At 49.7% G+C, this 13,558-nt stretch carries 16 protein-coding genes; 5 read left to right on the top strand and 11 right to left on the bottom strand.

The window, feature by feature from the left end:
• Positions 1-65 precede the first annotated feature (65 nt).
• From EYB31_RS14745 to EYB31_RS14730, 4 genes are all read right to left on the bottom strand, one after another.
• Complete coding sequence (locus EYB31_RS14745; protein ID WP_131014119.1) at positions 66-353, bottom strand: late competence development ComFB family protein; 288 nt, start codon at positions 351-353, stop codon at positions 66-68.
• A 17-nt stretch (positions 354-370) separates the two neighbouring features.
• Entirely contained in the window at positions 371-766 is a 396-nt protein-coding gene (locus EYB31_RS14740; RefSeq protein WP_131014118.1) for a DUF3397 domain-containing protein, read from the bottom strand.
• Between the two features lie 23 nt (positions 767-789).
• The gene (locus EYB31_RS14735; RefSeq protein ID WP_131014117.1) at positions 790-1,743 is read right to left on the bottom strand and encodes a ketopantoate reductase family protein; all 954 of its coding nucleotides are present in this window, start codon (positions 1,741-1,743) and stop codon (positions 790-792) included.
• Positions 1,744-1,966: 223 nt separating this feature from the next.
• A complete protein-coding gene (locus EYB31_RS14730) occupies positions 1,967-2,617 on the bottom strand; it encodes an RsfA family transcriptional regulator (protein ID WP_131014116.1) in 651 nt (216 codons plus the stop codon).
• A gap of 320 nt (positions 2,618-2,937) precedes the next feature.
• Here EYB31_RS14730 and EYB31_RS14725 point away from each other — a divergent pair, with 320 nt between their 5' ends.
• Positions 2,938-3,168, top strand: a complete 231-nt coding sequence (locus EYB31_RS14725) for a DUF2626 domain-containing protein (RefSeq protein WP_131014115.1) — start codon at positions 2,938-2,940, stop codon at positions 3,166-3,168.
• A 44-nt stretch (positions 3,169-3,212) separates the two neighbouring features.
• On the opposite strand, the gene EYB31_RS14720 is transcribed toward EYB31_RS14725, so the two are convergent.
• Entirely contained in the window at positions 3,213-4,319 is a 1,107-nt protein-coding gene (locus EYB31_RS14720) for a class I SAM-dependent methyltransferase (RefSeq protein ID WP_131014114.1), read from the bottom strand.
• 114 nt (positions 4,320-4,433) lie between these two features.
• Here EYB31_RS14720 and EYB31_RS14715 point away from each other — a divergent pair, with 114 nt between their 5' ends.
• The 4 genes from EYB31_RS14715 (at position 4,434) to EYB31_RS14700 (ending at position 8,186) form a co-directional block, all read left to right on the top strand.
• A complete protein-coding gene (locus EYB31_RS14715; protein WP_131014113.1) occupies positions 4,434-5,351 on the top strand; it encodes a hypothetical protein in 918 nt (305 codons plus the stop codon).
• A 154-nt stretch (positions 5,352-5,505) separates the two neighbouring features.
• The gene (locus EYB31_RS14710; protein ID WP_131014112.1) at positions 5,506-6,363 is read left to right on the top strand and encodes an alpha/beta fold hydrolase; all 858 of its coding nucleotides are present in this window, start codon (positions 5,506-5,508) and stop codon (positions 6,361-6,363) included.
• A gap of 192 nt (positions 6,364-6,555) precedes the next feature.
• Positions 6,556-7,677 carry a coiled-coil domain-containing protein gene (locus EYB31_RS14705; RefSeq protein ID WP_131014111.1) on the top strand — a complete coding sequence of 374 codons (1,122 nt, stop codon included), beginning with the start codon at positions 6,556-6,558 and terminating at the stop codon, positions 7,675-7,677.
• Between the two features lie 32 nt (positions 7,678-7,709).
• Positions 7,710-8,186, top strand: coding sequence for a hypothetical protein (locus EYB31_RS14700; RefSeq protein ID WP_131014110.1), 477 nt, complete (start codon positions 7,710-7,712; stop codon positions 8,184-8,186).
• Positions 8,187-8,204: 18 nt separating this feature from the next.
• Here EYB31_RS14700 and EYB31_RS40230 read toward each other — a convergent pair whose 3' ends face one another.
• The 6 genes from EYB31_RS40230 to EYB31_RS14675 form a co-directional block, all read right to left on the bottom strand.
• Positions 8,205-8,357, bottom strand: a complete 153-nt coding sequence (locus EYB31_RS40230) for a hypothetical protein (RefSeq protein WP_165452433.1) — start codon at positions 8,355-8,357, stop codon at positions 8,205-8,207.
• Between the two features lie 49 nt (positions 8,358-8,406).
• The gene (locus EYB31_RS14695) at positions 8,407-8,859 is read right to left on the bottom strand and encodes a hypothetical protein (RefSeq protein WP_131014109.1); all 453 of its coding nucleotides are present in this window, start codon (positions 8,857-8,859) and stop codon (positions 8,407-8,409) included.
• 36 nt (positions 8,860-8,895) lie between these two features.
• Complete coding sequence (locus tag EYB31_RS14690; RefSeq protein WP_131014108.1) at positions 8,896-9,432, bottom strand: NAD(P)H-dependent oxidoreductase; 537 nt, start codon at positions 9,430-9,432, stop codon at positions 8,896-8,898.
• 26 nt (positions 9,433-9,458) lie between these two features.
• Positions 9,459-11,033 carry a DHA2 family efflux MFS transporter permease subunit gene (locus tag EYB31_RS14685; RefSeq protein WP_131014107.1) on the bottom strand — a complete coding sequence of 525 codons (1,575 nt, stop codon included), beginning with the start codon at positions 11,031-11,033 and terminating at the stop codon, positions 9,459-9,461.
• 12 nt (positions 11,034-11,045) lie between these two features.
• A complete protein-coding gene (locus EYB31_RS14680) occupies positions 11,046-11,693 on the bottom strand; it encodes an efflux RND transporter periplasmic adaptor subunit (protein ID WP_131014335.1) in 648 nt (215 codons plus the stop codon).
• A gap of 353 nt (positions 11,694-12,046) precedes the next feature.
• The gene (locus tag EYB31_RS14675) at positions 12,047-13,378 is read right to left on the bottom strand and encodes a PhoH family protein (protein ID WP_131014106.1); all 1,332 of its coding nucleotides are present in this window, start codon (positions 13,376-13,378) and stop codon (positions 12,047-12,049) included.
• Positions 13,379-13,558: the final 180 nt, after the last annotated feature.

Raw genomic sequence — 13,558 nt, 5'->3', positions numbered from 1 at the left:
ATTCCGGGTAAAAAAAGAAAGAAGCCTAAAATTAGGCTCCCAAGTTTTGTACTAAATATTCATGTTTATTCGTTTTTTTCCTCAAGGTCGGTTCGTTTTTTGGAATTTCTGACCTTATCAATCGCATTAGTCAGTTCTCTGTACACATCCGTTTCCACTTGCATCCGCAGCTGCGTCTTGGCGAACACTTCGCCCACGCCTGTTGAAACATACTTGGCAGGAAGCTTATTCAAGGCGATGGCCATCACGTCTTCCTGTGATTTTTCATCCATCGATTGCAGCTCCGGTTTGATGTGCATCAATTCCTTAAGACAGGTCTTTACAATTTCTTCCATCAAATTATGTACTCCCATAATTGCCCTCCTATGAATTAGCTGATATAAACATACTTGCCGACACCGATCACCAGAAGCAATATATAACATACGGAAAGCAGCATAAAACCTAACCGGAGCAGCACTTTGGCGATTTTTGCGAGATCTACGGCTCCTTTGGTTCGATTCTGCAAATTGCCAAGCAGTCCTGCACACACAAGGAAAAACAGCAGCAGAAACCAGAATCCGAAGCTTGTTCCGAAGATTTGCTTAATCATCATCGATACTGATCCGATCAGCAAAACGGCAGTCACATCCATCGACGTACGGGTGGCTCTTTTTTTATCTTTTGTTATACCATATAAGATTCCCCACAAAATAATGAACACAATAAACGGAATAACCGCCATAAACGAATAAATTTGACTAAACCACTGAACGATCGCATCCAAACGGAATCACCCGCCACTGTATATTAATGAGGTGCCTCTAACGATTTAACGATCCGGTATACCGTCTCATGAACGGGCATCGGATGAGCGTATCGCTTGGCCTCTTTCAGCAGACTGCCGGTTATGGAGTCGATTTCGGTGAGACGGCCTGCGGATAAATCCTGCAGCATGGATGACCGGTTCAGCGCTGTTTGGGCGCATACGCCCAGCAGCTGCTCCCAGGTCGGTCCGGGCGGCTGAATATGTTTCAACGACGCCAGCTGCGAAGCTTCTTGCAGCAGCTCTTTCATCAGCGATTCGGAATATGGCTGCTGCGGGAGTTCCCCGTTTCTCACCTTTAAGATGGCAGTAAGCGGATTAATTACGGAGTTTACGATTAATTTGTGCCAAATCGTGCTCAAGATGTTGTTCGACATAGAAACAGAGAATCCTGCATCATTCAACGCCGCAATCAGTTTTTTTTGCGCGTTTTCCCGAAATTCGGACGTATCGCTGCCCGCTGCCTCCGGTGAACCGATCAGTGTTGTACCTCTTCCTGTATGTTCTACCTCGCTATCGGATCGCTTGTATGCGGCCTCGGTCGTAATGGCGATCAGGATGCGCTCGGCGGGAATGTATTCCGACAACAACTCTACATGCCCAATGCCGTTCTGAAAGCAGACAACGCAGCTTTTTTCCGTCAGTTGGCGGCCGATGGAGGCGGCGAGCTGCGGTGTGATATGCGATTGTTTAACCGTGAGCAGCACATAATCAAGCTCGTAGTCCGGTTTCTCCAGTATAACGTCTTGAAATGCAATGGCTTCCGGAAATGCTTGCAGACTCCCGCCATGGGGCTCTATCACCCGGATGCCGCCGCTCTGCAGCCGTTGGGCTTGGCTTTCCGTATGCGCGACAATTTCCGTACCCGGCAGTATAACCTCCAGCCTGCCGGCAAACAGCATCCCCAGCGAGCCCGCTCCGACGATCCGGATCTTCATGCCGTTCCCCCCTTTTCTTTAGTAACATATAACACGTCCACCCAGGCAACCGCTACTTTCCAATATATCACAAAGCTCAGACACTTTGAAAAACAGCCGTTACTCATCCCGATTCGTGAATGGTTCCCGATGTCCATGAAAAAAGACCCCGGTTGCCCCTCATCTGGAGCTATCCGCGGTCTTTGTTTCTAGGAGTCTATGATTACTACTTCGGTAATTCTCCTTATTCAATACGTTCCAAATTGCCATTGGCGTCCATCTTGAACCTTGGCTTGCCTTCGTCTTCTTCTTCCACCAAAAAAGCAAGCTTGCGGGCACGGTCCATAATTTGAATCAACGCCTTGTAGTCGTCGTTGACGACACGGTAATCCGTCTCCACTTCGTTCACCTGTTTGCTAAGCCGGTCATTTTCTTCAACCAAGCGGTCCATTTCCAGCTGCTTGTCGTTCAGTTCTTTTTCCAACATTCGCAGTTGTCTGACCATCTCTTGATAGGATCCTTTCCATTGGCGCAAAAAGCGAATAACAGCGTCAATCGAAATCGACTCCTCACTGAACGCGTCTCCCCGGATAGCGCCAAATTCGGCGGTATCCAATGTGGCTACAACTCCGGACACATTCGCTATGCTGTGGCTTCTCTTATGTTGATTTCTTTTTTGTCTCTGAGCTTTGGCAATTTGGATCGCGGCTTCATATCTTTTGCGAACGAAACTGTTCCAGCGAAAACCGCAAGCAGCTGCGGTACGGCCTATTTTTTCCCCTACCTCTTCAAAAGCGGAAAGTTGAGTGCTGCCTTCGCGAATATGCCGCAAAGTTACCTCCGCCAAAATTAAATCGTCTTCATCGCTCCATGCGTCTTGTCTTATTGCTGACATGTAGTCAAGCCTCCTAACGAAAAGGTAATAACTGGAGTTCCGTTTATTAATCTCTATGCCCATAGTAGAGTTCATAGAATCTTTTTCTACTAAACGGTATTGCCAATTTTCGGGCGGCTCATACATGTTTTTGCGGTTTATGGGGTAAGCTAACGACAGCCCCGCAGACGGGAGCTTTATGAGCAAATGGACGTACACCCCGGCGCCGCTGCAAAAAGTTTAAAATTTCGTCACGAGTTTGACGTTTACACTACTAGACGCCGGAGGTATAATGTACAATAGTGAAAAATGAAAGACAGCGTAGGAGAGGGGGATTCGAAATGGATCGAATGTTCCGAGTGCTTGGTTTTTGGACGCTCGTTATCGGGCTCATGGGACTCGCAGGAGATATGGTTCCGATGGCACTGATATTTTTTGCGCAAACAGCGGTATTCGTACTGTTGGGCTACATGAAGCTAACCGAACGCAGTTACATACTGATTTTCTGGGGTTACATGTTTTTCGCTTTTCTTGGCTTTTCTTACTGGTCATTCTTTAAGCTTGAATTGTAATCCTGAGCTTACAGCTCACAAAAAAAAGGCGGTCCGCATGCGGATCACCTTTTTTTTGTTTGCACAAGCACCTTAAACAACTCGCTCATCTGGTCGCTGAGCAGAAGCTGGCGAATGGCCCGGTTTTTGCGGGCCGCCGGGTGGAAAGGATCGCCGCCGGCTACATTTTGCAGCTTGTTTAAAATGCCGCATTCAAGCAGAAATTGCTTTTGTGTCCGCAGTGAAGAAAAAAAACCATGCTCCTCTCCCTTGCGCATACAAGCACTGAAATTCACATGAGCGGTCATATCTTGTTCCCCCGGATAAGCATAAGGATCGTCGTAAGCTTGATGTCCGCGGTAACATAAAAAAGTTCCGTTCATACGGTGCGAAGCATAAAGCTCGTGGTTTGTATCGCCGTAATCGATGGAGATGATTTGACCGTCCGCCAAACAATCCGCCACTTGGCCGATCCACTCCATTGCGCCCAAATTGATCTCGATCCATTGCCCCTCAAGCGGAGTAATTCCTTCTTGTTTTATATAACCCGCAAGTACGGGGTCTTCCAGCAGGAGCAGCCGGTTTTCAAAGCTTTCTTCCGTTTCATTCCAGCCCACGTGCACGTGATGCCAATTTCCTTGAAGATACACAAGCCGATCAACCGGGAAAACGTCAAGCAGTTCATTGGACAAAATGACGTTGCCTTGGTAAGGCCCTTCCTGCAGCCATTGCTCCGGCAGCACAAACGAAGTTACGGCCGCATGGGAGGCCAAGGTTTCCCGCTGAAGCTCGCGGTGATATGCGCTGGTCTCGACACTTATGTATTTCAATCGGTCATATAATGACGGAAACTCATCTCGCAGCTGATCGAGCAATTGTCCGGCAAGCGCACCGGTGCCGCCGCCCCATTCCACGAGGGTTACCGTATCGTTCCCGCTTGTCTGCGCGGCCAAATATGCCGCCAGCATTTCCCCCATCACGCCGCCGATCGATGAGCTTGTGTAGAAATCGCCGGTTTTGCCAACTTTCGGCCGGCTGCTTGTATAATAACCAAACTTTGGGTGGTAGAGGCATAACTCCATATACCGCTTAAACGAAATCACTTGATCCGGCTGAAGCCGGATCTCGGCTTGTATCACTTCGCGGAGCGCTTGCCCGCTGCTTTCAGCCATCGTAGTCACACCTCTTCATCGTATTTCTGTTACAGACAAAAAGAAAGCAAATCGCTATAATAAGTGAATATACTGCATCATGTTCAGAACAACTTAAGGAGACCGTCAAACATTATGTTGAAGAAATCGGCAATACTAGCCGCAATTATAAGTTTAGGGCTGCTTGCTTCCGCTTGCACCGATCATGCCAAAATTAAATCCGATCTGCTGACCGCCGCGGCCAAACAATCGGAGCTGGCCAGCTACCGGTTTGAAGGTTCCGCCCTATTAAATCTGCACCTGAACGCCGATCCGTCCGCTCCGCTGACAACCGCCCTGCTTTCATTTGTAAAAACAAGCAAGCTGGAATGGAAAGGTGTTTCCAGCTCCGAACCACGCATGGAAACAACCTTGAAAATCACTCCGGAAAATGCCGGCAATACATCCATGGAAATTCCCGCCCTGTTTAAGGACGGCAAATGGTACTTCAGCTTGCCGCCGATCCATAAAAATGGCGAATTCTCGGTCTTGGATATGTCTAAAATAACCGGAAACCAAACCGGCAAACTGAGCGGTTCCGAAGATTTGATGTCCGCCTTGTTAAAGCAAGTGCTGGGCGCGGTCGACGCCAAATGGGTGAATCAAACCAAAGAGCCCGTCACGCTCCCGGACCAATCATCTGCACGGCAGTATACGATTGAAATGAACGAAAGCAATGCCAAGGAGTTAAATACGGCACTGAATGCCGCCGTACCCGGGATGACCGAATGGCTGAAAACCAACGGCTGGGCAGCCGGACTTATCAACCCCGGACAAATCGAACTTCAAGCGCCAAGCAGCTTAAGTTTTGCCGTAGACGAGAAAGGATTCATCCGCGAACAGCGGTACCAGCTGTATTTCACCTTGAAACAGTCCTCAGGCAAGCCGGAACAACAACATGTGGAACTGCGGCAGTATATATCCGATGTGAACACGTCTCCTGCGTTTGAAATGCCCGTTCCAGCCGATGCCAAACCGCTAAACCTGCCGGCGGCACCGTCCAAGCAGCCTTGACGCCTACTGGCTGTTAGGCGCGCCATAAAAACATTTCGAGCTTCAGCGTCCCATGTTGTTCCCATGCCACGGCATGGGAATTTTTTTGTGAGCATGGCCTTGTCCGCCGCGGAGAAACTATAGATGAACTTATATCTCTGCGAGGTGACTTTTTATGCCCTTTGCCAAAGTCAACGGGACACGGCTCCATTATCATACTCAAGGAGAAGGGCCGCCGATTATTTTTGTGCACCCTCCGCTTTTGTCGGGCAAAATTTTCACGTACCAGATGGTCCAGCTGTCCTTTGACCATAAAGTCATTATATTCGATATTCGCGGGCACGGCGAGAGCGCCTTGTCGGAGGCCCCTCTGACCTATCCTTTAATCGCGGAGGATATTAAACAGCTGCTTGACTATCTTGATGTTGAACAAGCTTATATTTGCGGTTATTCAACCGGAGGGTCGGTGGCTCTGGAAGCGATGCTGACGTATCCGCAAAAGTTCCTTGGCGGCATTATGGTCAGCGCCATGTCGGAGGCAAGCGATTGGATCACATCAAGCCGAATATGGCTGGCGACACAGTTCGCTCAGTTCAATGCGCATAAGCTGCTCTCTGCGGCAATTACGGCAGGCAATGCGGATATGCCGATTACATTCAAAAATTTGTATGCATCGTCGATAAAAGGAGATCCCCGGAATGCGGCGGAATACTTCAAATACAGCGGCAAATACCGCTGCACGCACCGTCTGAAGGAGATTAAAGCACCGATGCTGCTGATTTACGGGGAAAAAGATGCGGCATTCCGCAAATACGCCCGTCTGCTGCATAACGGCTTGCGCCATCCGACGCTTTATTTTGTCAAAGATATGCCTCATCAACTTCCAGCCAAGGCCGGCGACGTCATAAGCGAACTTATAGAGGGATGGATTGGGCTGCAGGAGGAAGAAGCCGCAAAGAAACTCATTGCCCAAGTTCCGGGAGATTGGATGACCGAAGGCCAAAACCAGCCTTCGCCTCATATTTACATGTAGCGTTTCGGACAAATCCGATTTTTCAGTCATGTTTTGACTGCGAATATGATAAGCTTATTGAGAACCCGAGTATCTTGTCTTAAAGCAAAAGTTTCATCAGCCAGATGAACGCCTTTGCGCTGCGGTTATCCGTTTTAGCGGCGGCGGCTTTTGCACAGCTTCATAAGATTAGGCATTTGTTTACGGGGAGCAATGAGCAGCAGACAAAATATGGAGGAGCTTGGGATGAGAAACCGTTACCGGGCTGCGTGGATGATATTGATGTGCTGTGTGCTCGGTCTGCTGCCTCTTGGTGCAGCGGCCGAGACCGGCCTGAACGAAGCGAATAGCGTGCTGCAAAAAGGGCTGACCTTATACGAAATCGATCAGGAATTGGCCCGCATCGATGCCGAGCAACAACGTTTGCAAGGCCAACAAAACGAAATCAAGCAAAATATGATCGATCAACAATCCCAAACGGAGCAGATGAGAGCGCATGCGGCCCAAGTGCTGCGCGCTTATTATATCGGGGACCGGGATGCGATCTGGATGCTGCTGTTTTCTGTCGATTCTTTATCCGATGCGCTGACAACGCTGGAATATTTAAGTATGATCATCAATAACGACCACCGTTCACTACAGCAGTTTGCCGATAAAATAAAAGAATTAAACCGGCTGCGCGTGCAGCTTGAGCAATCTCAAGCGGATTTGGATCAGACGAAAACCCGTTACATAACGCAAAAAGATCAGATCGTTGTGCTCCAGAAGCAGCTTGACGAAGAGCTCGCCAAGCAACAGGAGCCGAAACAGCTGCAGCAGCAAATCAAGGACTTGACCCAGGACTGGCAGGATAAGGGCGTCCCGCTGTTTCGAACTTATTTTCAAGCGCTGGCCGAAGCCATGAAGCAGCTTCCCGAACTGGCTACGGCAGGCAACGGCAAAAACTCCAACCTGATTTTAAACGGCTTTAATCAGACGTTCCAAATCACCGACCAGGAGCTGAACCTTTTCCTACGCCAAAAAAATAAGCTTTTCGAAAATATGTCCTTTCGGTTTACCGGACAAAAGGTCGTTGCCGAAGGCAAACAAGACGATACCGCCATATCGATCAAAGGCCATTACGTCATAGACTCGCAAAAAAACAAAAATGCGATACTTTTTGTGGTCGATGAGCTGCTGTTTAACGGCTTCCAGCTGCCGCAAACGACGATTTCCTCGCTGGAGAAAGATTTCGATCTCGGCATTTATCCGCAGAAACTCGCCTCCTTCCTGCAGGTGACAGGCATGTCGATGGAAGAAGGAAAACTCAGCATACAACTCAAATTCGCCCTTTAGACTTGAAAAGGCTGGTGCACCCATTGAAACGAATGTACGCTTTGATAATGGATCTGCCGGACGCCAAGCGTCCCGGATTTTACGCTCAGATTGTAAAAGCGCTGGCGGCAGACGCGCCGCCCTTCGATCGGGACAAAGATTTGCTTATCTACGACGAGCCGCTTATTCGCGATGAGGCGGGCGGTATCATGAACAAATACCATGTCGAATACGAAGAACTTGAGCTGATTCTGCTTGATGCCGGAACCGAGCTGGCTCCAACGTTTACCGACTTCGGTCTGGTCACTCGCCTCGAACATGCATATGTCTATGCGGACCAGATCCTTTTGTTCCGTCTTTCGGAAGGGACGGAAGACAACCGCCGGCTTGCCTTGCTGCAGATGGAGGAGCATCTGCAAGCGCGGTCCACAAGAAACGGCGAATCTTATTATGCCGTCGAAGCGCATTTGGCGGATCTGATGAGCGGCATCGCTAAGGCGTATAACTGCAGCATTCAGCTTATCGACTGATATTGGGCCGCGGCGCCCTTACAGCAGCTGATCTTGCTCCTCATCCGCTGGCTGCTGCGGGTTCAACTGTTCCACATCCATGCCTGCAAAATTTCTGATGGCTTGCCTAAACTGTTCGTCGCTGTTCATCGCTTCCAAATCCTGTTCCTCGTTTGCGAACTGATCTGCCATCGGGTATCCTCCTCTCTTTTACACTTGCATAGGGCGGCCGCGGCAAGATTTAGTCTTGTTTGGAAATCGAACGCAGCGCTTCCCGGAAATCGTCGTCTTTGTTCATGACCGGCGCTTCAGGAATCGAAGCATCCTCTTTGCCGACGCTCTCCTCTTGGGTGGAGAACTGGCGCAAAGCTTGTCTGTATTGGTTGTCGTTATGTTTTTTATAACCTTTAACCGCTTGCTGCCGGTTAGGGCCGCTTTCTTGGGCCGTCATCTCACCGCCGCTGGCCGTTTCCGTACGGTCAGGCTGGCTTGGCTCCGCTTGTAAAACCGGCTCACCCTGCTCCGGTTTGACCTGTACGCTCTCGGCCTGCACCTTGTCCATCTTCGGCTCGGCATCTGCCGTCGGTTTTCGAGCCATGTTCGCTTGGGAATTGCCCTTCTTAGCCGCCCGCATATTGTAGACGACCAAAAAAATAATTGCGACCACTACAACCGCTATAATTGTATACAACATTATGTTTTTTCACCTGCCCCGCCCGATGTTTTGTAGTTAATGCAATTTTTTGGCGAGCTCCGCCACCCGTCTGCCCAGCGCCCGGCCAAGCGCCAAATCGTTTGCCGTCGGCAAATTGGGGGGATCGGCCGGCGACAACTCCACCGGGCAGCTCACGCCTACCCCGTAATAAGACCCGTAAAGCGCGTTCTCCTTAATGTTCCCCGGCAATCCGACGATAATCATTCCCTGGTGCAGCATGGGCGTTATCAGGTTCAGGAGGGTCGTTTCAATCCCTCCATGGATCGTCGCCGTCGTACAAAATACAGCGCCCAGCTTGCCGATCAGCTTCCCGTTTGCCCACAAATACCCCAGCCGGTCAATCCATGCTTTCAGTCCCGCGCTGATCGAACCGAAATGGCCGGGACAGCCCCAGATGATCGCATCCATCTGCTCCAATTGATAGATGTCCGCTTCATGCACATGATGGATCCACACTTCAGCCCCTTCCGCTTGGCGGGCTCCTTCCGCAATGGACTGCGCCAGCGCATCGGTGTGGCCGTTTTCACTGTCGTATACAACATAGATTTTCATAATAAGCCCCTTTCTTTAACGTTAAATCATTTGACAGGTTCACCGACGAGTTCTGCTTTAGCGGTAGGGAGGCTGTGCGCCTGTTTTTTCTTCGGGTTGGAAATAAACAAAGACAGCACCAAGGAAATGATAGCGAATATGGTGGCGACGACAAATGCGTCATTGATTCCTTTGATGGTCGCTTCCTTCATAGCCAGGCCATACAATGTCGATATGGCCAGCGGTTCCGCCGCTTGAACGGGAACTCCCGCCATGGCCGCCATCGCCGCTGTAAGGCCTCCCAGCATGTCCACGATCTGCGGCTGGTTTGACGTAATATTGTTGCTGTAATCGCCCATATGCACCGTCGTACGCGAAGACATGACGGTAACCAGCAGCGCCGTGCCGATGGAAGCGGATATTTGCCGCATCGTATTCGACATCGCCGTGGCGTGAGAACTGAGCTGCTGCGGAATTTGATTCAAACCGGCCGTTTGAACGGTCATCATGATCAGCGACATGCCAAAGCTGCGCACCGTATAAAGCATTAATATATGCCCGTATGTGCTCTCGGAAGTCAGCTTGCCAAATTCCCATGTTGTCAGAGCGGTAATAATCAATCCCACTATGGCCAGCGGTCTGGCTCCTATTCTGTCGAATAAGGCTCCTGAAATCGGCGACATCACCCCCATCAGCAGCGCTCCCGGAAGCATTAACAAGCCGGACTGAAGCGGCGTAAAACCGCGAATGTTTTGCAAGTAGATCGGCAGCAGGATCATCGCCCCAAACATGGTCAAATTGATCGCCGCTCCGATAATTGTCGTTAACGTAAAAATATTGTATTGAAACACGCGCATTTCCAGCAGCGGCTGATCCACTCTCAGTTCCCTCAATACGAAGATCAGCGTAAAGATAGCCCCCAGAATCAGAAAACCGATGACCACAAAGCTGGACCAGCCCTTGCTGCCCGCTTCGCTGAAGCCGTACAACAAGCCGCCGAAACCAAGCGTCGAGGTCACTGCACCCCAGCCGTCGAATTTCGGAAAGCTTGGCTTAATGATATTGGCAATAAAGCGAAAGCCTAACGCCACGGACAATAATCCAAGCGGGACCACCATAATAAACAAGATCCGCCACGTGTAATTTTGTACGATCCAGCCGGCCAGCGTTGGCCCCACAGCCGGAGCAAAAATCATGACAATACCAATCGAGCCCATCGCCGTGCCTCTTTTTTCAGGAGGAAACACCGTCAGGAACACGCTCATGATAAGCGGCATCATGATTCCCGCCCCGCATGCCTGCAGCACGCGGCCAAGCAGCATCACCGAAAAATTCGGCGCGATCGCGCAGACGACCGACCCGATCGTGAATATACTCATCGCCAGCACAAACAACTTTTTGGTGCCTAATGTAGCGATCAGATACGCCGATATAGGGATTAACACCCCATTGACAAGCATATACGCCGTAGACAGCCATTGCGCCGTCGTTGCGGAAATATTGAAGTCTGTCATCATATGCGGAAGCGCGACATTCAGCAGCGTTTGATTCAATATGGTCACGAAAGCGCCGACCATCAAAACGGCAAGCGTTCCTCCGACTGCAACTTGCTTCTCCGCCATCTCCCGGCCCCCTTAAATATGAATACGTACCGTAACGCTCATTCCCGGAGCCAATGCCACACCTTTATAGCCGTCCAGCACAATCGTAACGGGCAGCACCTGCGCCACCTTCGTATAATTTGCGTTGGTATTGGAGGAAGGCATCAAGGAAAACGTTCCCGTTGTCGTAAGCCCGATTTTGTCCACTCTGCCGCTCAGAACCGTACCTGGAAAGGCATCGACGTATACATCGACCGTTTGGCCCAGCTTCACGTTGTTGAAGTTCTTTTCCTCAATATTGGCCGTGACCCACAAGCTGTTCAAATCGTAAGCGCGCGCTAGAGCGGAACCTGCAGACACAAACGAATTGGGCACAACGGATTGTTGAACGATCGTTCCGCTGACAGGGGCTTCAATGTCCACCTTTGTTGGAGTCGGCTGTCCGAGCAATGTCACACTGCCGACGCGTTCTCCGGAATTGAACGTTTTACCCACTTGACCGCTCCAATCGGTTAACTTTCCCGAAGTTGTAGCCGCGATCGTCACCTGTTGTCCGTCTACATGAGCATTGTCCGTACTTATGTAATTGGCGGACTGGTTGTAATAATAAACCGCAGCTCCCAACCCGGCGATGATCAGCAGGATCACGATTACGTTGACTAGCAGCATTTTCGTATTCATCATAGGCCCCCTCATTTAGATTGATTTACCAGTAGTTATGTTGTTTATTAAAGCCTTTTTTTATGCAAAAAATCCGAATTTTAGACTATAATAAAGGTGGACCGTATTTACTTAACCTATACCATTCGACAGGAGGGTCCAACCCATGCTTAAACGTTTTTATTTACCGCTGTTCATTTCCCCAGCCGCTTGGGAAAAATCGGGGATACGTAAACATTTTTACGATTATGTGGGCAGACATCACGGTTTTTATTGAAAACGTAAAGCAAAGAAGCCCCCGGGCCGCCGCATCTCTTTGTTAGAGATTGGCGGCCCGGGGGCTTTTTACTGATTATTAACTATAAATAAGTCCGTTACAATAAATCCGCGGCGAGCTGAGCCAGATGCGAGCGTTCGCCACGCTCCAGCGTAATGTGTCCACTGATCTGCTGCTCCTTAAATTTCTCGACTACATAAGTCAAACCGTTGCTGGATGCGTCCAAGTAAGGATGATCGATCTGGTCGGGATCGCCGAGCAGCACGATTTTACTGCCTTCTCCAACCCGCGAAACGATCGTTTTCACCTCATGTTTGGACAAGTTCTGCGCTTCATCGATGATGATAAACTGGCCGGGAATGGAACGGCCGCGTATATAAGTGAGCGCTTCGACCTGAATGCTGCCGAGACCGGCAAGCACCTTGTCGATGTCGCCCGGTTTTTTCGTGTCAAATAAAAACTCCAAATTATCGTAAATCGGCTGCATCCACGGACGAAGTTTCTCGTCTTTCTCGCCCGGTAAATAGCCGATATCTTTTCCCATTGGAACTACCGGTCTTGCGATCAGCAGCTTTTTATATTTCCGGTCATCCTCCACCTTCATCAAACCGGCCGCCAGCGTAAGCAGCGTCTTGCCTGTTCCGGCTTTCCCGGTTAACGTGACAAGCGGTATGTCATCGCTCAGCAGCAGCTCCAGCGCCATCCGCTGCTGCGCATTGCGGGCTGCGATTCCCCAGATCGGCTCATTGCTTAAATACAGCGGCTCCAGCTTTTTCCCCTCTGCATTTACCTTCAACAAAGCGGATTTCGAGGTGCCCATCTCGTCCCGCAAAATTACAAATTCGTGAGGATGCAGCGGGTAACCGAGATTCAGGGCAGGAACGCTTAAAAACCGGTACGTATAAAATTCGTCGATAACGGAAGGATGAACGCGAAGTGTCAAATAACCCATAAACATGTCTGAGGCATTAACGATCCGATCCGTTAAATAATCTTCTGCCGGCAGTCCGAGAACATCCGCTTTGATACGTACAAGCGTATCTTTGCTGACAATGATAACCGGCCTTGGATCGGTCTGTTCCTGCTCTTCCAGATGATAATTTAATGCAACCGCCAGAATGCGGTTGTCGCTTGTTATTTCCCCAAACACCTCTTGGAGCTTCATAAAGCTGCGGTGGTTGAGTTCTACCTTGAGCTTGCCTCCGTTGTCCAGCTTAATTCCGTCATGAATGCGGCCTCTTGTCCGCAGATTATCGAGCATCCGTGAAATTTGCCGGGCATTACGTCCGATTTCATCGGCATTCCGTTTCTTCGAGTCGATTTCTTCAAGCACGATGGCAGGTATAACCACTTCGTTATCCTCAAACGCAAAAATCGAGTTTGGATCCTGTAAAAGCACATTTGTATCCAAAACATAAATTTTTCTCATATGAGTCCCCTCCTGTGAGCTTTCCGTAAGCGGAAAGTTTGCTTCGTAAGCTTCTGCTTAAGCTATACGCGAGAAACGCTTGCTTTCAAAGCATGGCATCTTGCCTTTTGGTTATCAGCTTGCATACCAAGAATCCTGCTAGGACAAACTAACCAAAGCAATTCAGGAATAGAAAGGAAC

This window comes from Paenibacillus thalictri, from assembly GCF_004307995.1.
Taxonomy (GTDB): domain Bacteria; phylum Bacillota; class Bacilli; order Paenibacillales; family NBRC-103111; genus Paenibacillus_AF; species Paenibacillus_AF thalictri.
Note: the sequence above shows the minus strand (reverse complement) of the source record. Positions and strands in the feature narration are given on the sequence as shown.